Annotated in this window: 17 protein-coding genes and 1 pseudogene; 6 read left to right on the top strand and 12 right to left on the bottom strand. The window is 72.4% G+C overall.

Going from position 1 to position 25,542, the window contains the following annotated elements; all coding sequences use genetic code 11:
• The first annotated feature begins 354 nt into the window (after positions 1-354).
• From AB0A97_RS30375 to AB0A97_RS30365, 3 genes are all read left to right on the top strand, one after another.
• Positions 355-1,371, top strand: a complete 1,017-nt coding sequence (locus tag AB0A97_RS30375; protein WP_361155762.1) for a sucrase ferredoxin — start codon at positions 355-357, stop codon at positions 1,369-1,371.
• Between the two features lie 541 nt (positions 1,372-1,912).
• A complete protein-coding gene (locus AB0A97_RS30370) occupies positions 1,913-3,574 on the top strand; it encodes a sensor histidine kinase (RefSeq protein WP_361155895.1) in 1,662 nt (553 codons plus the stop codon).
• Positions 3,571-4,245 carry a response regulator gene (locus tag AB0A97_RS30365; protein ID WP_361155760.1) on the top strand — a complete coding sequence of 225 codons (675 nt, stop codon included), beginning with the start codon at positions 3,571-3,573 and terminating at the stop codon, positions 4,243-4,245. Before AB0A97_RS30370 ends, AB0A97_RS30365 begins: the two co-directional genes overlap by 4 nt.
• Before the next feature lie 38 nt (positions 4,246-4,283).
• On the opposite strand, the gene AB0A97_RS30360 is transcribed toward AB0A97_RS30365, so the two are convergent.
• The 4 genes from AB0A97_RS30360 to AB0A97_RS30345 form a co-directional block, all read right to left on the bottom strand.
• The gene (locus tag AB0A97_RS30360; protein WP_361155759.1) at positions 4,284-4,961 is read right to left on the bottom strand and encodes a response regulator transcription factor; all 678 of its coding nucleotides are present in this window, start codon (positions 4,959-4,961) and stop codon (positions 4,284-4,286) included.
• On the bottom strand, positions 4,958-6,148 hold the full coding sequence (locus tag AB0A97_RS30355) for a histidine kinase (RefSeq protein ID WP_361155758.1): 1,191 nt from the start codon (positions 6,146-6,148) through the stop codon (positions 4,958-4,960). Before AB0A97_RS30355 ends, AB0A97_RS30360 begins: the two co-directional genes overlap by 4 nt.
• 73 nt (positions 6,149-6,221) lie before the next feature.
• The gene (locus tag AB0A97_RS30350) at positions 6,222-6,710 is read right to left on the bottom strand and encodes a DUF1453 domain-containing protein (RefSeq protein ID WP_361155757.1); all 489 of its coding nucleotides are present in this window, start codon (positions 6,708-6,710) and stop codon (positions 6,222-6,224) included.
• 182 nt (positions 6,711-6,892) lie between these two features.
• The gene (locus tag AB0A97_RS30345) at positions 6,893-9,013 is read right to left on the bottom strand and encodes a DNA topoisomerase IV subunit B (protein WP_361155756.1); all 2,121 of its coding nucleotides are present in this window, start codon (positions 9,011-9,013) and stop codon (positions 6,893-6,895) included.
• A gap of 446 nt (positions 9,014-9,459) precedes the next feature.
• Between AB0A97_RS30345 and AB0A97_RS30340 the strand changes: the two genes are divergently transcribed.
• Entirely contained in the window at positions 9,460-9,690 is a 231-nt protein-coding gene (locus AB0A97_RS30340) for a hypothetical protein (protein WP_033267354.1), read from the top strand.
• Positions 9,691-9,918: 228 nt separating this feature from the next.
• Here the strand turns inward: AB0A97_RS30340 and AB0A97_RS30335 are convergent, their stop codons facing one another.
• From AB0A97_RS30335 to AB0A97_RS30305, 7 genes are all read right to left on the bottom strand, one after another.
• Positions 9,919-10,731: a serine protease gene (locus AB0A97_RS30335; RefSeq protein ID WP_361155753.1), complete on the bottom strand. Its 813-nt coding sequence runs from the start codon at positions 10,729-10,731 to the stop codon at positions 9,919-9,921.
• Positions 10,732-10,884: 153 nt separating this feature from the next.
• Complete coding sequence (locus AB0A97_RS30330; RefSeq protein WP_361155752.1) at positions 10,885-12,441, bottom strand: RNA polymerase sigma factor; 1,557 nt, start codon at positions 12,439-12,441, stop codon at positions 10,885-10,887.
• 602 nt (positions 12,442-13,043) lie between these two features.
• Entirely contained in the window at positions 13,044-13,976 is a 933-nt protein-coding gene (locus AB0A97_RS30325; protein WP_361155892.1) for an FCD domain-containing protein, read from the bottom strand.
• A gap of 192 nt (positions 13,977-14,168) precedes the next feature.
• Entirely contained in the window at positions 14,169-16,433 is a 2,265-nt protein-coding gene (locus tag AB0A97_RS30320; protein ID WP_361155890.1) for an ATP-binding cassette domain-containing protein, read from the bottom strand.
• Positions 16,434-16,637: 204 nt separating this feature from the next.
• The gene (locus tag AB0A97_RS30315; RefSeq protein WP_361155750.1) at positions 16,638-17,402 is read right to left on the bottom strand and encodes an NUDIX domain-containing protein; all 765 of its coding nucleotides are present in this window, start codon (positions 17,400-17,402) and stop codon (positions 16,638-16,640) included.
• 48 nt (positions 17,403-17,450) lie between these two features.
• Complete coding sequence (locus AB0A97_RS30310) at positions 17,451-19,433, bottom strand: glycogen debranching N-terminal domain-containing protein (RefSeq protein ID WP_361155748.1); 1,983 nt, start codon at positions 19,431-19,433, stop codon at positions 17,451-17,453.
• A 215-nt stretch (positions 19,434-19,648) separates the two neighbouring features.
• Entirely contained in the window at positions 19,649-21,358 is a 1,710-nt protein-coding gene (locus tag AB0A97_RS30305; protein ID WP_361155746.1) for a DUF4192 domain-containing protein, read from the bottom strand.
• Between the two features lie 126 nt (positions 21,359-21,484).
• On the opposite strand from AB0A97_RS30305, the gene AB0A97_RS30300 reads away from it, so the two are divergent.
• Both AB0A97_RS30300 and AB0A97_RS30295 read left to right on the top strand, forming a co-directional pair.
• Positions 21,485-23,650, top strand: coding sequence for a RecQ family ATP-dependent DNA helicase (locus AB0A97_RS30300; protein WP_361155745.1), 2,166 nt, complete (start codon positions 21,485-21,487; stop codon positions 23,648-23,650).
• Positions 23,651-23,883: 233 nt separating this feature from the next.
• Positions 23,884-24,399: pseudogene (locus AB0A97_RS30295) on the top strand (hypothetical protein); the annotation flags it as partial.
• Positions 24,400-24,863: 464 nt separating this feature from the next.
• Here the strand turns inward: AB0A97_RS30295 and AB0A97_RS30290 are convergent.
• On the bottom strand, positions 24,864-25,520 hold the full coding sequence (locus AB0A97_RS30290) for a hypothetical protein (RefSeq protein WP_361155743.1): 657 nt from the start codon (positions 25,518-25,520) through the stop codon (positions 24,864-24,866).
• Between the last annotated feature and the right edge of the window lie 22 nt (positions 25,521-25,542).

Here is a 25,542-nt window from a genome sequence, read left to right as displayed (position 1 = left end):
GCTCATGTCACGCCGCCCACTCCCTCACAGTCGAACCTCCATCCCCCAACTCTCTGAACTGCCGATCCCCGCACCCACCAGTCCTCCTGTCCTCCTGTCCTCCTGTCCTCCGAGCCCAAGTATCAAGTTCCGAGCCCCCAATCGCCCGTGCCCTGAACATCGACGGCGGCCCAACGCGAACGACCGCACGGTCGTCCCCACAGACGCCCCCTCGGCGAAGTCGCCCACATCCCCTTCCCCAATGCGGCCCGTCACCCTCCACATTCGCCTCTGAATCCATGCGTTGTCGGTCCCCGATGCCTGCGGTTTCGGTTCGGGATTCCGGTCGCGCCGCAGCAGGTTAGGGTTACCTATGTGAGCACGTGCGCAACCGCTTCCCGCGATGCCGCCGAGCCTGTCGCGGGCACTTCCGCCACCGCCCGGACCTGGCTGCTCGTCGAGCAGACCGGCCCCTGGGGCACCGAGGCACTGTCCGAGAGCCACCTCGATCCCCGCATCGGCCGGGCCTTGGAAGCGGCGGCGGACACCACAGGTGTACGCGTGGCCCTCGTCCGCCGACCGGGCCGGCACGCGGACTGTCACGGAACTCCCGCCCGCAGGGCTTTCCTCGCCCACACCGCACCCAGCCGCCCCTGGATCCGGACCACCTCCGTCACCGACCCGGAAACCCTGCTGCACCTCGACTTCGCCCGGTTGGGTGCGGGTGAGCACGGTGGGCTCTGGGAGCCGTATGACGGTGAACCGCTGGTCTTCGTCTGCACCAACGGCAAGCGTGACCGCTGTTGCGCCCTCCTCGGGCGTCCGCTGGCCTCCGAACTCGCCGACAGCGGCGCCGAGGCGTGGGAAGTCACCCACATCGGCGGTCACCGCTTCTCCCCCACCCTCTTCGTGCTCCCCTACGGCTACGCCTACGGGCGGGCTTCCGCTCCGCTGGTCAAGGAGGCCGTGGCGTCGGCCCGGGACGGTCGGATCCTGCTGGACCACTGCCGTGGCCGCTCGGCTTGGGAGCGCCCGGCACAGGCCGCCGACCTCGCCGTGCGCGAGCTGATACGCGAGGACCGGGCGGACGCGATCGACATCGTGCGCAGTGAGTCTGCGCCGCCTCCTGTCGGCGGCGGGAATGGCACGAACGAGACGACGGAAAGCCGTAGCGACAGGGACCTCACCGCCACGGCCCCGGCATCGCCGACGACCGCCCGCCACGACTCCCCTGCCCCCACCTGGGTCGTCACCGTCGCGCACCGCGACGGCCGGTCCTGGCTGGTCACCGTCCAACAGCGCGCCGACGGCACCCTCGCACCGGTCAGCTGCGGCTCTCCGCTCGGCAGGCCCGCCCGCATGGCCGTACTCTCCGTACGCCCTCTCAGCTGATCCAGCCGCTGGACCGCGTCCCCCGCGCCCTTCGCCCCCTTGGCACCCTTCGCGTCCCCCACTTCCTCCGCACCTATCGCATCTTCCGCGGCGCCTGCCGACAGCACCTGCCATCTTCGCCTTCAAGACACTCATGACGCCCCCTGAATCCTGTGAGTCCTTCGAACCTCTTGAATCTGTTGAACCTCTTCCGGCCGCCCCTGCCCCTCCGCCACTGCAGGGCGGCAGTAACTCTCTGTGACTCCTTGAGATAACCACGCGCGGGAATCTCGCGAAAGCCCTGTGGATAACCCCCCTCGCCGCTTGTTCACTTGCCCACAGGCCCCGCAGCCGCCCAGCCTCGACCTGACTACCGATCCGCTCCCCACCCCACTTACTGTTCGTTCGTATGAGCGAACAGGCCGAGGGCAGCGCGCAGCCGCATACGGACCGGCCCGCCGGCAGCGGGCTGCGTGTCGTGCCGTCGATGCTGCGTACCGTGCGGTCGGCGCTGCGTCTGCGCGTCGGCTGGCCACGCCGCGTCTTCGCGCAGGTGCTGCTGATGCAGTTGGCCATCGCCGCCGGTGTCACGGCGCTCGCCACCGGTCTCTTCCTCGCTCCGCTCGGCGCGCAGCTCGACGACCAGGCGATGCGCCGGGCCTTGGCCATTGCCCAGACCACCGCCGCCGAATCGCGTCTCGACGACGCGCTGGAAAGCTCCCGTCCCGGCCGCCGCGGCCCCGTCCAGAACGAGGCGGAGCGCATCCGCCGTGCCACCGGGGCGGAGTACGTCGTGGTCATGGATACGCACGGGGTGCGCTGGTCGCACACCGATCCGGACGAGATCGGGCGGCATGTCTCCACCGACCCCAGTGGCGTTCTGGCGGGCCGCGAGGTCATGCAGATCGACGAGGGCACCCTGGGCCGCTCCGCGCGCGGGAAGGTGCCGCTGCGGGACGAGGAGGGAAAGATCGTCGGCGCCGTCTCGGTCGGCATCGCGTACGAGAGCGTGCAGCAGCGGCTGCTGAGTACCGTGCCGCAACTGCTCGCCTATGCGGGCGGGGCACTCGCCGTCGGCGCGCTGGCCGCCTACCTGGTCGCCCGACGCCTCCAGCGCCGTACCCATGACCTGGCCTTCTCCGACATCTCCGCCCTGCTCACGGAGCGCGAGGCGATGCTGCACGGCATCCGGGAGGGCTTCGTCGCGCTGGACGCGCACGGTCGCATCCGCCTGCTGAACGACGAGGCGCAGCGCCTGCTGGACCTGCGTTCCGAGGACACCGGTCGGCCCTTGGCGGAGGCGCTGCCACCCGGCCGTACCGCGGAAGTGCTCTCCGGCCGGGTGAGCGGCGCCGACCTGCTGACCGTCAGCGGACAGCGTGTCCTGGTGGCCAACCGGATGCCGACCGACGACGGAGGGGCCGTGGTGACCTTGCGCGACCGCACCGAGCTGGAGCGGCTGGGCCGTGAACTGGACGGCACCCGTGGGCTGATCGACGCGCTGCGCGCCCAGGACCACGAGCACGCCAACCGCCTCCACACACTGCTGGGCCTCCTCGAACTGGGGCTGCACGAGGAGGCCGTGGAGTTCGTGACCCAGGCGGTGGGCGTGCACCGGGCGACGGCCGAGCAGGTCACCGAGCGGGTGCACGATCCGTTGCTGGCGTCCCTTCTGGTCGGCAAGGCGACGGTCGCCACCGAACGCGGCGTCTCATTGAGCATCGCGCCCGGCAGCCACCTGCCGGACCGCGTGGTGGACCCGCACAGCCTGGTCACTGTCCTGGGCAACCTGATCGACAACGCCCTGGACGCCACGGCCGGAGCTCCCGGGGCATGCGTCGAGGCCGAAGTGCGCGCCGAGGGCCGTACCGCGGTCGTCCGGGTCCGTGACAACGGTCCCGGAGTGCCGGAGGCCCGGCGCACGGAAATCTTCACCGAGGGCTGGACGACCAAGGAACCTCCTGCACACGGACAGCGCGGTATCGGCCTCCCGCTCGTACGCCGCCTGGCCGAACGGTACGGGGGGACCGCCAGGGTGGCCGAGAGTCCCGGCGGGGGCGCGGAGTTCAGCGTCACGCTCCCCGACGCGCTGTCCGACGCGCTCTCGGAGGAGGCGCCGGACGGTGGCACCGCGGTGGAAGCGGACGAGAGGGATGCGCGAGCCCCGGAGGGCCGCACACCCGAGGGCAGCGGCGCCGATGGCGGCTCAGGAGGCGCGCGGTGATCGACGTACTGGTCGTGGACGACGACATACGGGTCGCCCAGATCAACGCCGCGTATGTCGCGAAGGTTCCGGGTTTCCGCGTCAGCCGCCTCGCCCACTCCGCCACCGAAGCCCTGGACGCCCTGGAGACCGCCTCCGTCGATCTCGTCCTGCTGGACCACTACCTGCCCGACGGGACCGGCCTCCAGCTCGTCGCGCGGCTGCGGCAGCGCGGTCTGCAGACCGACGTGATCATGGTGACCGCGGCGCGTGACATCGTTACCGTCCAGGCGGCCATGCGTCACGGGGCGCTGCAGTACCTGGTCAAGCCGTTCACGTTCGCCGGGCTCCGGTCCAAGCTGGAGGGTTACGCGGCCCTGCACCGCACCTTCGAGGGCGGTGGCCAGGCCGAACAGTCCGAAGTCGACCGGCTCTTCGGGGCGCTGGGTTCCGTGAACGCCGGTTCCGCGGAGCTGCCCAAGGGGCATTCGACGGCCACCGCCGACCGCGTCCGGTCCGTCCTGCGCACGGCGGACGCGCCGCTGTCCGCCCAGGAAGTGGCCCGGCAGGCGGGCCTGAGCCGGCAGACCGCGCAGCGGTACCTCAAGCTTCTCGAACGGGCCGGACGGGTCCGCCTCAGTCTCCGGTACGGGGAGACCGGCCGCCCCGAACACCGTTACGTCTGGGTCTGACGGCCAGGCACCGTTCTCCAGAAGCTCGCTTCACCCCATCAGGTGATGGACGAGCCGGGCGGTTGTGCGAGACCGTGCCGGTAGGCGTAGTGGATCGCCTGGGCCCGGTCCCGCAGCCCGGCCTTGGCGAAGAGGTTGTTGATGTGGGTCTTCACGGTCGCATTCGAGACGTGCAGCGACCGGGCGATCTCCGGGTTGGAGAGTCCCTCGGCGACCAGCCTCAGCACCTCCGTCTCACGCGCGGTCAGTCCGTCCGGCGGCTCGGCCGACGCTGCCGGGACGGCCGTCCGTACGGCCTCCGCGAACCGCTCCAGCAGCCGCCGCTGCACCTTCGGCGACAACCCGGCCGCACCCGACAGCACATCCTCGACGGCCCGGACGATCTCGTCACCGTCCGCGTCCTTCGTCAGGTAGCCCCGGGCGCCGGCCTCCAGCGCGGGGAAGAGGTGGTCGTCGTCCGCGTAGGTCGTCAGGACGACGACTTCGGTGCCCGGGTGCTCCGTCCGGATCCTCCGGGTGGCCTCGACACCGTCGCAGCGGGGCATCCGAAGGTCCATCAGCACGACGTCCGGGGCCAGTTCGGCGGTGAGCCGTACCGCCTCCTCACCGTCTCCGGCCGAGCCCACGACTTCAATGCCCGGCAGCAGCCCCAGCAGCATCACGATGCCCTCACGCACCACCGTCTGGTCGTCGGCGACCACGACCCGCGCCGTCATACCGGCACCCTCAACCGCACCACGTAACCCTCCTCGGCGGGACCGGAGTCCAGCGTTCCACCGAGGAGTTCGGCGCGCTCCCGCATCCCCAGCAGACCGTACCCGGAACCGGACGAACCGAGATCGTCGAGGGTCCCCGGTCCGCCACCGCGGAGTTCCCTGCGCGCGGCGGAATTCCGCACCTCCAGTTCCACTTCGGCCTCCGCATAGGTGAGCCGTACGGTCACCCGCGCGCCCGGAGCGTGCTTCCGTACGTTCGTGAGCGCCTCCTGCGCCACCCTGCGCAGCGCGAGGCCGGCTTCGGGCGACAGCTCTCGCCGCTCCCCCGTCACCTCCAGGCGGGCGTTCTCAGCGGCGGTCAGGTGGCGCAGGAAGTCCTCCACCGGCGCCATCTCACCGCGCAGCGCCGACAGGGCCTGACGCGTGCCGTCCAGGCCCTCCCTGGCCATGCCGCGCGCCGCCACGACCCGCTCCAGGATCTGCTGCCGGTCCGCCTCCAGGTCACCGCTGCGCTGGATCAGCAGCCGCGCCGCCTCCAAGTGCACAAGTTGCGCGCTCAGACTGTGCGCGAGTACGTCGTGGACTTCACGGGCGATGCGTCCGCGCTCGGCCAGCGCGGCCGTCTCCGCCTCGGCCTTACGGGCGGCTCGCTCCTGGGTCAGCAGCCGCTGCGCGTTGCCCCGCGCCTCGGAGTCCAGCCGTACGACGTACCCGGCCAGTCCGAGCCCGATGACGGTCGCCGTGATCGACAGCCAGCCGTCCGGGCTGCGCGAGGCGTACGCCGCCAGGGAGGCGACCATGCACGGCACCGCCGCCGCCAGCGGCAGCCGCCCCATCGAGACGATGGCGCTCGCGCCCCACACCACGGTGGCCGGCACCCTCGCGCCTTCCATGTGGAACCAGAACGCGCCGGTCTCCAGAAGCGCCAGCAGCCCGAGCGCCGGCCACAGCCGGTGCTCCAGCGTCGTACGGAAGAACCCCCACAGGAGCAGGAGGCAGACCGCGACCGCGGCCAGCCCCAGCACCGCTCCCGTGTCGCGGAACGCCTGGTCCGCCAGGGCGCTCCACAGCAGACCGGCCATGATCACGGTGCGGATGGCCCTGCCGATCCACACCCGGGTCCGGCTCGAAGCCTGGCGGGAGAGCGCTTCCCGCGAGGGCCAGCCCGTCCAGAAACTCAGCGGCACAAACGATCCTTCCGGCACGGTGCTCCCGGGGCTGGGCCGCCGGCACGTACGGCCGGGACGCGGGACCGCGGTCTCAGCCACCGGCAGCAACACGGTACGTCGGCCGGAGCTGCTGGGCACGCCACATCAGGGTGCCTGTACGGGCGAGCAGCGTGGCGGCCACGGACAGCATCGTGGCCTGAGTGCCCAGGTGGACCCCCACCAGCACCGCGACCCCGTACAGGCCGAACCGCAGCCCCGCCCCGAGGACCCAGGCCACGGCGGTGACCACGCGGCCGGCGGACCAGACCTGCCCGTCCGCGTCCGTCCAGATCCGCGTGGTCCAGGCCCAGGCGGCGCCGGTGAGCAGGCCGAGGACCACGCCGACGGCCAGGAGGGCGGCCGATCCGGTGGGGTGCGCGCTGTCGATCAGGCCCGGTTCGCGGACCGCCAGGAAGCCGAGGACGGCGGGCAGCAGCCACCAGCTCCTGCCCTCCGACGTCAGCCGCTGCGGCTTGAACTGCCGCACGACCACCAGCGTGATGACCGCGACGATGACGAGAACGTTGAGCAAGTCGCTCATGACCTGGGCCTCCGGGGTACGGGAACAACAACCGCCCCGACGCTACGGAGCGGACCCCGCCGACCGGATCGGCGTGCGGGTGGGCTCCGGGTGGAAAACGCGGCGGGCGCCTCTCCACCCGTGGGTGGAGAGGCGCCCGTACCGGCGCGTGCAGGGGCTTCACGCGCCCCCACGGCGGCTCGTCACGTGTCGATGCGCGAGAGGTCCAGCGTGGCGGCGGAGCTGGTGATGAATTCCCGGCGCGGGGCGACCTCGTTGCCCATGAGCAGGTCGAAGGCCTTCTCGGCGGCCTCCAGGTCGCTGATGTTGATCCGGCGCAGGGTGCGGTGGCGGGGGTCCATGGTGGTCTCCGCGAGCTGGTCGGCGTCCATCTCGCCCAGTCCCTTGTAGCGCTGGATGCTGTCCTTGTAACGGACGTTCTTGCGCTGCAGTTCCAGCAAGGTCTGGCGCAGCTCGTTGTCCGAATACGTGTAGATGTACTTGTCCTGGCCCTTCTTGGGCTGGGTCAGCTCGACCCGGTGCAGCGGCGGCACGGCCGAGAAGACCCGCCCCTGCTCGACCATCGGACGCATGTAGCGCTGGAAGAGCGTCAGCAGCAGGCACCGGATGTGCGCGCCGTCGACATCGGCGTCCGCGAGGAAGATGACCTTGCCGTAACGGGCCGCGTCGATGTCGAAGGTACGGCCGGAACCCGCTCCTATGACCTGGATGATCGCGCCGCACTCGGCGTTCTTGAGCATGTCCGAGACCGACGACTTCTGGACATTGAGAATCTTGCCGCGGATCGGCAGCAGCGCCTGGAACTCGGAGTTGCGCGCCAGCTTGGCGGTGCCCAGTGCCGAGTCGCCCTCGACGATGAACAGCTCGCTGCGCTCGACGTCGTCACTGCGGCAGTCGGCCAGCTTCGCGGGCAGCGAGGAGGACTCCAGAGCCGTCTTGCGGCGCTGTGCCTCCTTGTGCTGGCGGGCCGCGATGCGGGTACGGGCCGCCGCGACGATCTTGTCGAGGACGGCTCGGGCCTGCTGCTTGGCGTCCCGCTTCGTGGAGGTCAGGAACGCCTTGAGCTCCTTGGCGACGACCTGCGCGACGATCCGGGAGGCGGCCGAGGTGCCCAGCACCTCCTTGGTCTGGCCCTCGAACTGGGGCTCCGCGAGCCGTACGGTGACGACCGCGGTGAGCCCCTCCATGGCGTCGTCCTTGACGACGTCGTCCTCGGCGACGCGCAGGAGCTTGGCCGACCGCAGCACCTCGTTGACGGTCTTGGCCACGGACCGTTCAAAACCGGACACGTGCGTGCCGCCCTTGGGGGTGGCGATGATGTTGACGAAGGACCGGACGGTGGCGTCGTAGCCGGTGCCCCAGCGCAGCGCCACATCGACGCCCAGCTCCCGGGTCACCTCGGTGGGGGTCATGTGGCCGCGGTCGTCCAGGACCGGCACGGTCTCCTTGAACGTGCCCTGCCCGGACAGCCGCAACACGTCACAGACGGCCTTGTCCTGCGCCAGGTACTCGCAGAACTCGCTGATACCGCCGTCGTACCGGAAGGTTTCCTCCGTCGGGCCCTCGCTCTCGACGCCGCGCTCGTCCCGTACGACGAGGGTCAGGCCGGGCACCAGGAAGGCCGTCTGGCGCGCCCGCGCGTGCAGCGTCTCCAGGGAGAGCTTGGCGTCCTTGAGGAAGATCTGCCGGTCGGCCCAGTAGCGCACTCGCGTACCGGTCCGGGTCTTGGGGATGCGCTTGCCCTTGAGCAGGCCGTTGGCCGGATCGAAGGGGGCGTCGGGGCCGGACTCGGTGAAGATGCCGGGCACGCCGCGGCGGAAGCTGATCGAGTGGGTCTTGCTGTTGCGGTCCACCTCGACGTCCAGCCGGGCGGAGAGCGCGTTGACGACCGAGGCGCCGACGCCGTGCAGACCGCCGGAGGCCGCGTACGAGCCGCCGCCGAACTTGCCGCCGGCGTGCAGCTTGGTCATCACGACCTCGACGCCGCTCAGGCCGGTCTTGGGCTCCACGTCGACCGGGATGCCGCGGCCGTTGTCCCGGACCTCCACCGAGCCGTCGCCGTGGAGGACGACGTCGATACGATCGCAGTAGCCGCCCAGTGCCTCGTCGACGGAGTTGTCGATGATCTCCCAGAGGCAGTGCATCAGGCCGCGGCTGTCCGTCGAGCCGATGTACATGCCCGGACGCTTGCGGACGGCCTCCAGTCCCTCCAGGACGAGCAGATGCCGCGCGGTGTAGTTGGACCCGTCCCGGTCAGCCCCGGTCAGCACGGCGGTGGACGGCACGGACATCTCGGCGGTCACGCGGTTCGCTCCTCGCTGAATTACTGGCGGTCCGCATTCCGCGGACCCGGTCGTGGCGGTGTCGCCGGTGAGAGCGTACCGAGGCCCGGTAGAGCCGATGTGACGCCACCCGTGACGGTGTCCATGGTAGTAGACTTTCGTTCAGGTGTTCGATCCCTCGTTGGAGTGAGAGCGCGGTGCCGCGCACATCACGTTCCCTTCGAGGCATGAACCATTTAGGCTCCGGGCACGTCCTCTTGAACAACCGGCAAGCCAGCCGGGAGGACAAAAGCCCAGCAACCAACGTGAATCAGACCACCACGCAATACGGCTCATTCGCCGCCACCCGGCAACACCCGGCCCCCTTGGAAAAAAATTTTCAGGGAATAGGCACGAGCGGGAACGTTTTCGGCCTGGTTGGATGTTGACCCTGGTACGACAGCTCGTCGAGCTAGAGAAGAGGCGACGTGACTACTGTTCTGACCCCCGCGAGCCCGCTGACGGCCGCTGACCGCTGCGACCGCTGCGGCGCCCAGGCATACCTGCGCGTCGTCCTGATGTCCGGCGGCGAACTGCTCTTCTGCGCCCACCATGGCCGCAAGTTCGAGCCAGAACTCAAGAAGATCGCCGCGGAAATACAGGACGAGACGGAGCGGCTGACCGCCCCTCCCGCGTCTGCTTCCGATGAGGAACGCTGACACATCGCATCCGACGACGAGCGAGCAGCGGCCTAGGGCCGTGCGGCGGGCGGCCCCCCGGCACCACCGGGGGGCCGCCCGCACTCGTCAGCTCCCGCACCGAGACCGCCGTCGGCCCGCAGTGCCGACGCGGCCACGACGGCTGCGCCGTCAAGCGCCCCTCGCGGCGCCCTGAGGCCCTGCCGCCACACGCGTGGCACCGTGGCCGGGATGCCCGCTCCACGGCCCTCAGCCGGCCCCGTGGGCGGTCACGTGCTTGATCATTGCTGAGATGCGGGTATAGACGCCCGGCTTGCCCACCTTCCCGCAGCCCGTCCCCCAGGACACCAGCCCCACCAGACGCCCCCGCGCCACCAGCGGCCCCCCGCTGTCGCCCTGGCAGGCGTCCCGGCCGCCGCTCGGCACCCCCGCGCACAGCATGGAACCGGACAGATACCTACCGTCCGCATTGCCCGGATACGCTCTGCTACAGGCCGCGTTCGAAAACATTTGGACCTGCGCCGAGCGGAGCGTGGACGCGTACGAGCCGTTGCCGGTGGTGTCGCCCCAGCCGTACACGTTCGCCTTCGTGCCCGCCTTGTACGCGGGGTCACCGGCCTTGGCCATCGGGAGCGCCCGCCCCTTCGGCATCTGCTTTCCGAGCGTGAGGACGGCGATGTCACCGGCGTTGCTGTAGCTGTCGTACGTCGGGTTTACCCAGACCCGCCGCGGCACCAGCTCCTCCCCGCCCCTGCCCCGCATGTCCTCGCGCCCCACGATGATCCGCAGGTCCCTGACCTGCTGCCACTCCACGCCCAGTACCGCGCGGCTCAGGCAGTGCGCCGCCGTGACCACCGTCGCGCGGCCGACCAGCACACCGCCGCAGAACTGCCCCGACCGGTCGGCGCCGAACCGGGAGCGGGAAGCGATGGCGACCATCCACGGGTTGTCGGAGACCTTCACCTGCCGGCCGCCCACGACCGCCGCGTCCGCCTGCGCGGTGACCGGTACGGCGAGAACCAGGACGAGGGCCCCGAGGGCGGCCCGGACATAGCCACGCATACACGCTCTCCTGACTGTGCGGAAGTGTTCGCACACCCAGGGTGAGTCAGTTGGGCGCATCACGCACCCGGACACACCGCGGGCCCGGCCCCCACCGAGGGGGACCGGGCCCGCAATGCACTCGTACGGCCGTCCGGAGTGACCGTTTCCGGATCAGTCCAGGTAGTCGCGGAGCACCTGCGAGCGCGACGGGTGACGCAGCTTCGACATCGTCTTGGACTCGATCTGACGGATCCGCTCACGCGTGACGCCGTAGACCTTGCCGATCTCGTCCAGCGTCTTGGGCTGGCCGTCGGTGAGACCGAAGCGCATGGAGACCACGCCCGCCTCACGCTCGCTGAGCGTGTCCAGGACCGAGTGCAGCTGCTCCTGCAGCAGCGTGAAGCTGACCGCGTCGGCCGGCACGACCGCCTCGGAGTCCTCGATCAGGTCACCGAACTCGCTGTCGCCGTCCTCGCCCAGCGGGGTGTGCAGCGAGATCGGCTCACGGCCGTACTTCTGGACCTCGATGACCTTCTCGGGGGTCATGTCCAGTTCCTTGGCCAGCTCCTCCGGGGTGGGCTCGCGGCCCAGGTCCTGGAGCATCTGGCGCTGCACACGGGCCAGCTTGTTGATGACCTCGACCATGTGGACGGGGATACGGATCGTCCGGGCCTGGTCAGCCATGGCGCGGGTGATCGCCTGGCGGATCCACCACGTCGCGTACGTGGAGAACTTGTAACCCTTCGTGTAGTCGAACTTCTCGACCGCACGGATCAGACCGAGGTTGCCCTCCTGGATCAGGTCCAGGAAGAGCATGCCGCGGCCGGTGTAGCGCTTGGCCAGCGAGACCACCAGACGGAGGTTGGCCTCCAGCAGGTGGTTCTTGGCGCGGCGGCCGTCCTCGGCGATGATCTCCAGCTCGCGCTTGAGCTTCGGCGCCAGCTTGTCGGAGTTGGCCAGCTTGTCCTCGGCGAACAGGCCCGCCTCGATGCGCTTGGCGAGTTCGACCTCCTGCTCGGCGTTGAGCAGCGGGACCTTGCCGATCTGCTTGAGGTAGTCCTTGACCGGGTCGGCGGTGGCGCCGGCCGCGGCGACCTGCTGTGCGGGGGCGTCGTCCTCGTCGTCGTCGGACAGCACGAACCCGGCGTTCTCGGCGCCCTCGGGCACCTCGGCCGCGGCCTCGCCCTTGCCGGCCGGCGCCGCCTCCTCGATCGGCTCGTCGTCGAGGAGCTCGTCGACGTCCTTCTTGGCGGCGGTCTTCTTCGCCACGGTCTTCTTGGCGGCGGTCTTCTTCGCGACCGTCTTCTTCGCGGCGGCCTTCTTGGCCACCGCCTTCTTCTCGGGCCCGCCCTCGGCCTCGCCGTACGACACGTCACCCATCGGGGCGGCCGCGGTGGTGGCCTTCTTAGCCGTGGCCGTCTTGGCCGCGACGGTCTTGGTGGCGGTGCGCTTCGCCGGACTCTTCGCTGCGACGCTCTTGCGGGTGCGCTTGGGCGCCTCTGCGGCACTGACCATCAGCGTCACACCCTCCTCGTCGAGGATCTGGTTGAGGCTGCGCAGAACGTTCTTCCACTGGGTTGGCGGAATCTGGTCAGCCTCGAAGGCCCGACGCACGTCATCGCCGGCGATCTGCCCATCAGCCTTTCCCCGCTCGATGAGCGCCATCACTGACTCGGACTCGGCGATCTCCGGCGGGAGCGTACGGGATGTGCTGGCCGACACGAACAACCTCTCGGAACGATGGAAACGGCTTCCGACCCCGTCCACGGTGGATCGGAGCCGACGACCGTCGGCGGGGATGGACCGACGGCGCAGGGGAAGCCGGGGAGTTGAACAGCGCCGAAAACGCCGCTCGCATTCCCTCCTCGGCTATCACCTCTTAAGTCATCGCGCCTCCCCGGCGAGCGTTACGCCCAATCTGCGTGGCCCGAGTCACACCGCATAACGAGACATTCCCCCCTCTACGGTGCGCAATCCTCCCAAGCAAACGCCGGGCCCGGATGATGCTCCCGGGCCCGGCGGCCTGACGTACAGCGGCCCGCGCCGGCCGCTCGCTGGCGGCGGCGCGCTGTCGTGGGTCCCACGCCCACGTCCGTGCGCTCCGCCGGCGTCCGCACGCCCTGTGCGCCCCCATGCACTCCGTGCGCCTGGCGTCCGCCCCTCGCGCCCCGGGTGGCCCGCACGTTCCCCGGCGGGCCGTCCCGCGCTCCGGCGGTCCGTCCCGTACGGACGCGCCTCCCGCTCGCGTACGGGTACGCGCCTCTCGGCCGGGCTACCCGGTCGGTACGGGCCTCCCCGGGTGAGCGGGGATCTTCGGCGGCGCCGGCCCCTCAGTGCTCGCGGGGCGGCGGGACGGTGTGATCCCCGGCACCGCCGGCGCCCTGGCCGCCGGTCTCGCCGTGGGTGGTCAGCAGGGCGCGCATCGCGGACTCGGCGCCCGCCGCGTCACCGGCGCCGATCGCGTCGACGATCCGCATGTGCTGGCCCACGGTCTTCTCCGCGGGCCGCTCACAGCCACCGGACGGGCCGCCCGAGACGTGCAGGGCGGAGGAGACGATGCCGGAGAGGTGCTCCAGCATCCGGTTCCCGGCGAGCTGGAGCAGCAGGGTGTGGAACTCGGCGTCGGCGCGGCCGAAGGTCAGCGCGTCACCCTGGGCAGCGGCGTGGCCCATGATCTCGCCCATGTCGGCGAGGCGCTGCTGGATGTCGTCGCGACCGTGGCCGGCGGCGAGCCGGGCGGCGAGGGGTTCGATGGTCCAGCGCAGCTCGGACAGTTCACGACGCTGGTCGTCGCGCTGCGGGCCGTACGCCCGCCACTCGATGATGTCCGGGTCGAGCAGGTTCCAGTCGCTGACCGGACGCACCCGGGTGCCCACGTTCGGGCGGGCGCTGACCAGGCCCTTGGCCTCCAGGACGCGCAGCGACTCACGGACCACGGTGCGGGAGACCTCGAAGCGCTGGCCGATCTCCTCGGGGACGAGCGGGCGGTCCGCCCCGAGATCGCCGGAGACGATCATCTGGCCGAGCTGCTGGACGAGTTGGCCGTGCAGCCCGCGTCCGCGGTTGCCCGCCGCGCGGCGGCCGGCCCGGGCCATGTCCGCCTCGGGCCCGTCCCAGACGGGCGGCACGCGGTCGGCCCGCTCGGCGCCCGGAGCGTGGGCGACACCGCCGGCGCCGGGTGCTCCCGCGGCGGCGTAGGAGTAGCGGTCAAGCTCGCCCGGGCCGGTGAGGCCGGCGTCGGCGGGGCGAGCCGCGGTCATCATGGTGTGCGCAAGGGTACTCACGCATCATTTGTCGGCGACGCCCCCGGACCCCTTGAGGTCTTTGGTGAAAAGCACACGAAAGGGTGATCGCCCATCATTCCCCAATTGACGCTTTATCGGAAAGAAAGGTGCTCCCCACGGGACGGCCCGGCCACTGTCGCGCCAACAGCGCACGAAAGCGGCCCGTGAAGGTCAGCGGGCCCTCCTCCGCAGCGCGGTCAGGGCGTAAGCGAGGGCCAGCGCGGCGAGCGACAACGACAGCGCTCCGCCCACTGGTTGGGCCGCCAGTCGCAGCGCCACCTCGACGGCCTGGTCGAACCCGGACGGCCACTGCACCAGCGCCGCCGAGCGCAGCCGAGCGGGGACTCCCACCAGGGACCGGGCCGCCGGTGCGGCCAACGCATGCTGTACGAGCGGCAGCACGAGCACCGGTACGGCCAGGACCACGGCCAGCCCCGTCGCGGTGGACCGGAAGACACCGGCCGCCAGCACACCCGCCCAGGCGCAACCGACCAGGAGGGCCGTCCAACTGGCGGCCAGCACCTTCACATCGTTCCCGGGCGGCAGGCCCGCGGAACCGAACAGGCCGTACACCGCCAGGCCGTCGAGCAGCAGCGTACCCATCGCGAGCAACGCCGCCGCGCCACCGCTGACCAGCAGCTTGGCCGCGAGCAGGCCGAGGCGGCGGGGCACCGTGCCCTGTTCGGGAGCGAGCGCCGGATAGCGGAACTCCTGGCCGAAGGAGAGCGCCCCGATCAGCCCGGCCGCGAGCGCCACCGGAGGGAACGGAAGTTGACGCGGCCAACCGGTGAGCACATGCACCCGGGAAGCGTCCCCGGCACGGGCCAGCACCAACGCGAAGATCAAAGCCACCGCCAGCGCCAACACGATCACCAGGGGACCGGCGGGGTCGGTCGCGGCGCGGCGGAGTTCGTACCGCAACGGCCATTCCGGGCCACGGCCCGACAGCCGCAGGCTGACGAGCTTCCGGGCCGCGCCTTCCGGCGAAGCCGGGGCGGGGCCGGGAGAGCCTGGGGCAAGGGAGGCGCGGAGGGGTTTGAGGGGTTTGAAGGTGGAGGTGGAGGTGGAGGCTGAGGTGGAAGAGGTGCGAGATGGTGGTGAGGCGGGGAGGGGCGAGGCGTTCGGGTGGGGCAGGGCGGGTGACGGAAGTACGTACGTGGAGGGCGTCGCGTCGTCCGAGCCGGATGGCGGGGCGGGGGCGGAGGTCGAGACAGAGGCGGGGGCAGGGGCAGGGGCAGGGGCGGCAGCGACGGTGCATGCGGCTGGCGCCGCGCGCGTCCCGGGGTGCCCGGGGGCTGTGGAGCCGGCGGGAGCCCTGAGAGTCGCGGTAGCCTCCGCAGGTCCAGCGGCACCATGCGCCTCAGCGACATCGGGGGCTGCTCCTCCCGGGGCCGCAGCGGCAGGAGCAGCCGGAGACTGTGCGGCAGGGCGCTGCGCGGCCGGGTTCTGCGCACCCGCATTCTCTGCGGCGGGACTCGTGGCCGCCGGTACGGCGCGGTTCCGGGCGCGGCCGTCGGCGCGATGGAGCGGGGTGACGGGTCCGGTGTCTCCCACCTCGTCGGCGAGCCGGTGCACGAGAATGCCGTGCCGGAACGCCGTGTCGCCCACAGCGGCGCAGCTACTGCCGTAGACGGCGATACGGCTCCCGCTCTCCCGTACGACTTCGACCGCGCGGCCCGCCTGCGGCTCCGCCCCCGGGCGCGCACGCTGCGCCTCGTCGACGAGCAGTGACGCGAGCCGGTCGGCGTGCGGAGAACGGACCACGACACGCGGACGCAGCCGGGTCCGGGCGAAGTCGGTGACCGTCTGGTCCGCGACCAGCCTGCCCTCCTCGACGGTGACCACCCGGTGGCCGAGCCGGGCGGCCGCCCGTGCGTCGCTGGAGGTGACCAGTACGGCACCGCCCTGTGCCGCATAGCCCTGCAGCAAGCCGTGCAGCCACGCCGCCTCGCGCGGGGACACGTCTCGGGAGGGCTCGTCGAGGAGGAGGGTGTGCGGGTCGCCGAGGAGCGCGGCGGCCAGGCCGAGCCTGCGGTCCATGCCCCGCGAGAAGGCGCCGAGTTTTTCGTCGGCCAGGCCGCTGAGGCCGACGACGTCCAGGACGTCGTCGGCCCGGGATGCCGGAACTCCCGCGGCGGCGCTGAGCATCCGCAGGTGCCCTCGTGCCGTACGGCCGGGATGACCGGGGACGTCCCCGAGGACCACGCCGATCTCGCGGGCCGGGTTCGGCACGCGGTGCAGCGGACGGCCGCGGAAGAGCGCGACGCCACGGCCGCTCTCCAACTGGAGCATGAGGCGCAGCGCGGTGGTCTTGCCGGCTCCCTCGTCGCCGAGCAGGACGGTGATCCGGCCGGCGGGGGCCTCGAAGCTGAGGTCGTCGACGGCGGGGCGCCGCCCCTGGCGGGAGCCGCCGGTCAGCCCGATGGCCTGGATCATCGTGCCCCCCACGGGGTGCGGGACCTCACGGGAGCGGCGGGGAGGAGGTGGGGACTCACCCGGCCACGGTAACCCCGCCTGTCCGTTTTGTCGGTAATGCCCCCCAATTGGTGCCCACGCGTGTCACGTTCTGCCGCCAACGGCGCCGCGTGGCAGGGCCACCCGTCCTTCCCGCCACCGAACGGCCGTCACCCGCCCCGTCGCTCAGACCTCCGGACGCAGCATCGGCGGGTTGAGCAGGGTCGCACCGCCGGCTCGGAACAGCTGTGCCGGGCGGCCTCCCTGACGGGTCGTCGTCCCTCCGGTCGGCACGAGGAAGCCTGGTGTGCCGGTGACCTTGCGGTGGAAGTTCCGGGGGTCCAGGGCCACGCCCCACACCGCCTCGTACACCCTGCGCAGCTCCCCGACGGTGAACTCCTGCGGGCAGAACGCGGTGGCGAGCGAGGAGTACTCGATCTTCGAGCGGGCCCGCTCCACCCCGTCCGCAAGGATCCGGGCATGATCGAAAGCGAGAGGTGCGGACTGCTCGCCCTCGCGGCCCAGGCCGCCGTCCTGGTCGAGGAGTGTGTCGACCGGGGCCCAGCGCGCACTGTGGGCGTCGCCGCCCGCCGTCGGCGCGGGCAGGTCCGGCGCGAGCACCAGGTGGGCGACGCTGACCACCCGCATACGGGGATCACGCTTGGGATCGCCGTACGTGGCGAGCTGTTCCAGGTGCGCGCCGTAGGGCGGCGGCGGGCCCGCCGGGCAGTGGGCGTGCAGCCCGGTCTCCTCGGCCAGCTCCCGGGCAGCGGCGCCCTCCAGGTCCTCGTCGCTCCGCACGAACCCGCCCGGCAGGGCCCAGCGCCCCTGGAACGGCGGCTCACCACGCCGCACGGCCAGCGCGCACAGCGCGTGCCTGCGCACGGTGAGCACGACCAGGTCGACGGTAACGGCGAACGGGGGGAAGGCCGACGGGTCGTAGGGAGACATGGCGCGATCATAGTCGTCCGCCTGACGATAATCAGGCCCTGACGCATCTCACGCCCCCAGTTGCAAGCCATTCGCGGCCTCCTCGACCAGACCGAGGCCGAGTCTGCTGATCCGTACGGCGAACGGCTGCCCGGCGATGCTGAGCCCGGTGAACTGCATGGCGCCGAGCGGCGCGCTGCCGACCGGGCGGACCGCCACGGTCCCCGCCGGGACGTCTGGGCGCACCCCGGCCAGAGCGGTCAGGGCGTGCACCGCGCCCGCGGCGGCCACGGCGGCCGGCCGGCAGGCAGCGGGGTGCGGCACCGGGGCGCCGTCACGGGTGCGCTGCTCACCCGCGTACATCTCCGGCAGCCGGTAGCCGAAGCTCTGTGCCGCGTCGAGGAGCCCGCGGACCAGGGAGGCGGCCTCCTTCTCATGGCCGGCGGCAGCCAGGCCGGCGACGGCCACCGCCGTCTCGTGGACCCGTACGGCACCGCTGCGGTGACCGAAGGGGTTGTAACCGCTCTCCTTGGCTCCGAGCCCCCGCAGTCCCCAGCCCGAGTCCATGGCCGGGCTTCCCAGGAGGCGGGCGAGGCGCTCCGTGCGTACCGCGTCGAGCAGGCCGACGGCTGTGCGTCCGCCGCCGAGCAGGCCGGTGTCCAGGAGGTGGACGGCCGCGGAACCGAGGTGCGGCAGCAGCCGGCCGCCCGGCGTGCGCAGTACGGCCGGGCTGCCACCGCTGCGGCTCTCCACCCAGAACTCCTCACGGAACCGGGTCCGCAGTCCCGCCGCCCACTCCCGCAGCGCGGGCGCTCCCGGTCTGCCGCAGGCGTCGAGGAGGTCGGCGCCGAGCAGCGCGGCGCGGTGCGCGTGTGCCTGGGTCGCGCAGCGGTACGGTCCCCCGGGGGCCGGATCGGGGACGTAGCCGCTGCCTCCGCTCAGGGCTCCGTCACCGGGCACGCTTTCGTCGCTCACCGCCGTACGCAGCCATCTCAGGCAGCCCTCCGCTGCCGGGAGCAGCTGCTCTGTCTCGCGGTCGGGCAGGCCCCAGCGGCGGGCTTCGGCGAGAACCGCGGGGAACAGCAGCGTCGCCTCGACGCCCGTACAGCTGGGTGGGGCGTACGGGCCCGCGTCCCGCAGCGCGCCAGGAATTCGGCCGGAATCCGCCCCCGCTCCGGTCAGTTGGACATGCGCGAGGGTGCGCAGGGTGTTGGCCGCGAGGCGGGTGCCCAGGGGCAGCAACATGCGCGCCGCCCAGAGGGCCTCGGCCGGTGAAAGGCCGCAACGCCAGGGAACCCCACCCGCGATGTACGTGTCCGTGGGTGCACCAGGGCCTCGCATCAGCAGACCGTGGAGATCGTCGAGTCCGGCCGCCAGCAGTGCGTCGGCCCGGGGGTCGTCGCACTGGAGCCGTGCCGCCGACCACGGGCGGGGCGGTTGCTCGCCGCCGCGCGAGGCCGGGAGCGGCGGCCCCGGCCGGCCGGCGAAGGCTCCCGACGTCGCGTGCTCCAGCCGGACCCGCACCTCGATGGTGTGCTGGCCGCCGGGCGGCAGGTCCAGCTCCCAGCACAACAGTCCGGCCGAGGCCATGACGTCGGTGGGGGCCGGGGTCGCGGCGATCACGGCGTGGGCCCCCGCGGCGGACCAGCGCAGCCCCGACCCGTGCACGCTGGCGGGCAGTTCGGGTCCGGCGACACCGACGGCGATCGCGCCGAGATCGGCGAGGTCGGTGCCCAGCCGCAGTTCCACCGGCAACCGCACCCGGCGCGGTGCGCTGCTGTGGAACGTGATGCGTTCGACCCCGTCGGCGGACCGCAGCCGTTCCACGCGCATCTCGGGGTCCGGGCCGCGGTCGACGGCCGTACGGACCGTCCCGACGAACCGTGCGCGGTCGGAGGCGATCAGCCGGCCCTGCACGATCACGGGCTCGGCGCCGCCCGCGCTCAGCTGGCAACGGGACAGGACGCGCCGCCCGGCACGGTAGAAGCCGTCCGTCCCCCGACCGGTGAGCTGGCCCTGTTCGGAGGAGATGGCCAGCGCCGGCAGAGCCACGCAGATCAAGGTCCGGTGGACAGGCTGTGGTTCCGGCGGCCGGGGCACCCCGGAACGGTGATCTCCGGGTGCCCGGCGGGCCGGCTGAGTGGTGGGGACCATGCCTGACACTCTCTGCGCTCCCTGCTGGGGTCTGGGCTCCAAACGGACTGCGCCACAGAGGTGAACGCCAGGGCCGGCGCCCAGGTCACGCCGGCGCTCCCGCACCGGCGGGCTCACGGTCGGCTCCGGTCGGCGTTGCGGGCGGAGCGCCGCCCGCCCCGGCCGGTGCTCGTCCGCGCGGCGGGGCGGGTGCTCCCGCGCGGGCCGCCAGGGCGGTCGGAGCCACCGCAACGTCCGCTGCCACCGGGGCGCCCCGCCCTGCCGGGGCCGCCCGACTCGGCGGGCCGCTCCGCTCCGTCACCGCGGCCGCTCCCGTCCGGCCGGGTCGTCCCCGGAGAGGCGCCGGGCGCAGCCGCCGGGCCGTCCACGAGCACCGGTACGGAGTCATGCCCGGACGCCAGTGCGACTCCGCTCGCCGGTGCGCCATCGGCTCGTTCGTCCCGCTCTTCCCGCTCTTCCCGCAGGCAGCGGCGCAGTGTTTCCGGGTCCAGCCCTTGGTTGATGCCGCGGTGCAGCAGTTGGGCGAAGAGGTACTCGGGATCCAGGGTCAGCGCGCGGCCGAGCGCGACGCGGGCGGACGGCTGGTCACCCGTCGCCCAGGCGACCCAGCCTGCCAGGGAGAGCGGTGCCACGGCGTATTCGGCGTAGCCGCCGACGCAGCGGCGGGAGAGCGCCTGCCACAGGCGCAGCGAGGGTTCGGCGTCGGGCCCCTCCGTCCACTCCGCCGCGCGGTCCCGGGCGACGCGGTCCTGGAGTCCGAGGATGAGACGGGCGGCCTCGGCGTCCGTCAGGAGTGCGTCGTCGCAGGCGTCCCTGGCCCGGCGGCTGCCCGTGGGCGGGTCCTCACGGAACCGGCGGAGCAGGTCGCTCGCCCGGGCCAGGGTCTCCGCCCGTACGGGTGCCGCCGCGTCCTCTTGGATCATGCGCGGGACGAGCGCCTGGGCCTCGGCGTCCAACGCGCTGGTCTGCCCCGCCGCGCGCGGCCCGGTCCAGGCGGTCAGCCGGGCCTCCATCTCGCGCAGCGACCCGCGTACTCGGATGCCCGCGTAGGCAGCGGCGGCGGCCATCACCGACGTACCCGCGGGGGTCAGCGGCGTGCCTGCGGCGGGACAGCAGCGGAAGTCGGGGCAGCAGTAGGACCAGAAGCGGCCGTCGGAGATGCACAGCGCGTCGAGCACCGGGACGTCCAGCGTCCCGCAGGCGACGCGCAGCATCTGCGCGAGCGGGCTGAGGCGCTCCTTCACGTCCCAGCCGCTCTCTCCCTGCGCCGGTTCCTGACAGAGGTAGACGATGATCCCTTCGGGGCGGGAGCGACGCTCCTCGCCGAGCGTCACGAGCGAGCCCGCGAGCTGCTCGGACACGTACCCCCACTGGGTCCGGTCGGTCGGGATGCCGAGGCGGGCCCGGCTGCCGAACCGCCCCCGCTCACCGTGCAGGCCGACGAGGACGATGCTGTCGTCCGGGAAGAAGCCGAGGAGGTACGGCAGCGCGTCGGCCAGCTCGGCCGGGCCGCGCAGGGTGACCCTGGCCTCTTCGGTCTCGTCGCCGTCCTCGGTGTCCTTGGCCGCGGCGGCGGTCGTGGCAGCGGTCAGGGCCGGGTGGGAAGGCGAGGTCGGCCGGTAAGGGACGGCCGAGGCGGACGGGCGGGTCGGTACGGACGGGCGGGGCTGGTCGGAGCGGCCGAGTCGATCGGACTTCGCGGGCTGACCGGACTGACCGGACTGACCGGGACGCTCGGGCTGGCCGGACCGCTTGTACCGACCGAGCTGCTCGGACTGCTCGGACCGCTCGGGCTGGCTGGATGATTCGCTGTGCTGGTTCATGGCTCGAAGGTCCCGCGATCCGCCGCACCGCCGCGACCCCTGTGGATAACTCGCGGGTGACGGAAGTTGTCCACAGCATCGGGCGGCGGTTCGCGCGTTGTCAGTGGCATCGGGTTGCATGGAGCCATGAGCAACGAAGACCTGCGCGCCTCGGCCGATGCCGTCCTCTCCCGCCTCGTCGGGGATCCCGGCGGTACGGCCAGGCTGCGCGAGGACCAGTGGCGGGCGATCGAGGCGCTGGTCGCCGAGCACCGCCGCGCGCTCGTGGTGCAGCGGACGGGCTGGGGCAAGTCGGCGGTCTACTTCGTCGCGACCGCGCTGCTGCGCGAGCGGGGCAGCGGCCCTACGGTGATCGTCTCGCCGCTGCTCGCGCTGATGCGCAACCAGGTCGAGGCGGCGGCCCGGGCCGGGATCCGCGCGCGCACGATCAACTCGTCCAACACCGAGGACTGGGACACGATCCAGGCCGAGGTGGCGGCGGGCGAGGTCGACGTTCTGCTCGTGTCGCCCGAGCGCCTCAACAACCCCGACTTCCGCGACCAGGTGCTCCCCAAGCTGGCCGCCGCCACCGGCCTGCTGGTGGTCGACGAGGCGCACTGCATCTCCGACTGGGGCCACGACTTCCGGCCCGACTACCGGCGGCTGCGTACGATGCTCGCCGACCTCCCGCCCGGTGTGCCCGTGCTCGCCACCACGGCGACGGCCAACGCACGGGTCACCGCCGACGTGGCCGAGCAACTGGGCACCGGCGAGGGGGCGGCCGAGGCGCTCGTCCTGCGGGGCCCGCTGGACCGGGAGAGCCTGAGTCTGGGAGTGCTCCCGCTGCCGGACGCCGCGCACCGGCTGGCCTGGCTCGCCGATCATCTGCACGAGCTGCCGGGCTCGGGGATCATCTACACCCTCACGGTCGCCGCGGCCGAGGAGGTCACCGCCTTCCTGCGGCAGCGCGGCCACACGGTCGCCCCGTACACGGGCAAGACGGAGAACGCGGACCGCCAGCAGGCCGAGGACGACCTGCTCGGCAACCGTGTCAAGGCCCTGGTCGCCACCTCCGCGCTGGGCATGGGCTTCGACAAGCCCGACCTCGGGTTCGTGGTGCACCTCGGTTCGCCGTCCTCCCCCATCGCCTACTACCAGCAGGTCGGGCGTGCCGGGCGCGGTGTCGAGCACGCCGAGGTGCTGCTGCTGCCCGGCCGCGAGGACGAGGCGATCTGGAAGTACTTCGCTTCGCTGGCGTTTCCTCCCGAGGAGCAGGTGCGCCGGACGCTGGACGTCCTGGCGGGATCGGACCGTCCGCTGTCGCTGCCGGCCCTGGAACCGCTGGTGGAGCTGCGCCGCTCACGTCTGGAGACCATGCTGAAGGTGCTCGACGTGGACGGCGCGGTCCACCGGGTCAAGGGCGGCTGGACCGCGACCGGCCGCCCGTGGACGTACGACGCCGAACGCTACGCCTGGGTGGCGCGGCAGCGTGAGGCCGAGCAGCAGGCCATGCGGGACTACGCCACGACCACGGGCTGCCGGATGGAGTTCCTGCGGCGGCAGCTGGACGACGAGGCCGCGGTGCCGTGCGGCCGCTGCGACAACTGCGCGGGAGCCCGCTTCACCGCCGAGGTGTCCGCCGCCTCGCTGGACGCGGCACGTGGCGAGCTGGGGCGGCCGGGGGCCGAGGTCGAGCCGCGGCGGATGTGGCCGACCGGGCTGCCCGCCGTCGGTGTCGACCTCAAGGGACGCATTCCGGCAGGTGAGCAGAGTGCCACCGGGCGTGCGCTGGGCCGGCTCTCCGACATCGGGTGGGGCAACCGGCTGCGGCCGATGCTCGCGGCGCAGGCCCCCGACGGACCGATTCCGGACGATGTGGCGTCCGCGGTGGTGACGGTGCTCGCCGACTGGGCGAAGGGCCCCGGAGGCTGGGCCTCGGGGGCCCCGGACGCCCCGGCGCGACCGGTGGGGGTCGTGACGCTCGACTCCCGTACCAGGCCGCAGCTGGTGCGTTCCCTCGGGGAGCGCATCGCCGCCGTCGGGCGGATGCCGTTCCTGGGGACGGTGGTGTACGGAGAGGACGGACCGGACACCCGGATTCCGCGCAGCAACAGCGCGCAGCGACTGCGGGCGCTGCACGGATCGTTGAGTGTCCCGCCCGAGTTGGCGCAGGCCCTGGCGTCGGCGGGCGGCCCGGTGCTGCTGGTGGACGACTACGCGGACACCGGCTGGACCTTGGCCGTGGGCGCTCGCCTGTTGCGCCAGGCGGGAGCCGCCGGAGTGTTTCCGCTGGTCCTTGCCGTGCAAGGGTGAGGTGAAGGGGGGCGTCGGGCGTCAGAGGCCCGTGCGGCGGGCATGAATGGAGCAGACGCGGCGCCCGATTCCGGCCCTGCGCGCGACGAGTTCATTGCCGCATGTCTGTACGAACGTAAGAATTGGACCCGCTTCCCCGTACCCGCCGTCCGCGGCCCGGTACGGCGGTCCGCAGCCGTGCCCGCACGGCTCGCCGCCGCCCGGTGTGCGGACGCGTAGACGAAGGGAGGACCGTGACTTTCGGCTTCGCCCAGCCCCCGGATGTTTCCCTGCCCACGTCCGCCGATTCCGCCGCCCGGCTGAGCCGCATGCTGGAGCCGTCCGAGTGGGCGTCGGCCGGAATTCCCTTACTGCGCAACCCGCGTGAGGTCGTCACCGGCTTGCACGACCGGCATCTGCCGGGCCTTTCGACGGCCGTCGTGGCGGTGCTCGGGCCTGAGGAACGTGTCGTCGCCAGCGCGTCGTTCGTCCAGCACGCCGCGGCCCCGGACGGCTGGGAGTTCCGCAACGCGCTGCTGGCCCAGCTGCGCCAGGTCGTCCCGCACGACCTGCGGTTACGGGCGCCGGTCCGTACGGCCGTCCTGCTCTACTGCCGGGAGGGCGACCCGCGTTGGACGGAGGCGGACGGTGCCTGGATGTGGGGACTGCGCGACGCGTGCACGTTGCACGGACTTCGCTGCGGCGCGTACATCACGCTGACCCGCGGCGGCTGGCAAGTACTGGGCGAAGGGCGCGGCGGCCGGCGACCGCGCTCCGTCACACGCCCCGCCCACCTGCGCGGTGCGGGGCAGCCGCAGCATCCGAACGTAGCCGAATCGCACGGTCCGGCCGAGCGGCGCACGATGCCGGAACAGGACCCGCCGGAAGGTTCGGAGCAGGCCGGAAGCGCCGCGCTGCCGGAAGCGTCCGGACGCACCGGCGGAACACGGCGGTCCGGACCACCGTCGCCGCCCGGTTCACCGGAACGAAGCGCTCCGGTGGAGCGGTCCCGTTCCGCGGAACGGACGCGCACGCCAGGGCCGCAGCCGCACGCCGGAGAACCGCGGCCCCCTGCGGAACCGCCGCACAACGACGGACGGCGCACGCCACGACGCGGCACGGCCGGCGCACTGGAGGCGAGACGGCGCGCCGCGGCCCGCTGACGGCCCGCGCGCACCCGGCACGAGACGCCCGGACGGCTCGTGGCCGCCGGGCTTCCCCCTGACAGCGCCGGTCAGGCGTGCACGCCCAGGAGGGCGTTGATCCGCTCCGGGTCGCCGCAGACGACCAGGAGCGCTCCGGCCCGGGACATCGCGGCGGGCAGAGCCCGGGCGACGGTCTGCTCGGCGCCACCGTTGACCGCGACGACCACGACGGGCCGTCCGGTCGCACGCTCGGCGGTGGCGTCCGCGTAGAACACGTCGTCCGCGGCATCCTGCTGCGCCCAGTAGGCCGCTTCGCCGAAGGACAGTTCGTGCGCGGCCCACGGGTGCGGCTCACCGGTGGTGAGCACCAGGATGTCGCTCGGCGCACGTCCGGAGTCCAGCAGCAGATCGACGGCCTCTTCGGCGGCGTCGAGCGCGCCGTTCTCCGGGGCCGGGATGAGCTGGATCTGCGCTCCGGAAGCGGCGCCGGCGGCACCGGCGGTCGCAGTGGGCTGCTTGGGGCCCGGGCGCTGCGCCGGAGGGGCGCCGGCCGGCCCGCGGGACGGCGTGGCGGGTCCGGGCTTGCCGGGGCGGGCGCTGGCCGCGGGGGCGCCGCGCGGAGGCGCGGGGCGGGGGCCGGGACCAGGAACAGGACGGGGGGTCGACGCGGTGCGGCCGGCGGCCGGAGTTGCGCGGGGACCCGGGACACTCTCGTGAATCTGAGGCTCCTCGGGGATGAGAGGCATAAAAGGATGTCTATCAAACGTA

Source organism: Streptomyces sp. NPDC045470, assembly GCF_040646595.1.
Classification (GTDB): domain Bacteria; phylum Actinomycetota; class Actinomycetes; order Streptomycetales; family Streptomycetaceae; genus Streptomyces.
This window is presented reverse-complemented; position numbering and strand designations above follow the sequence as displayed.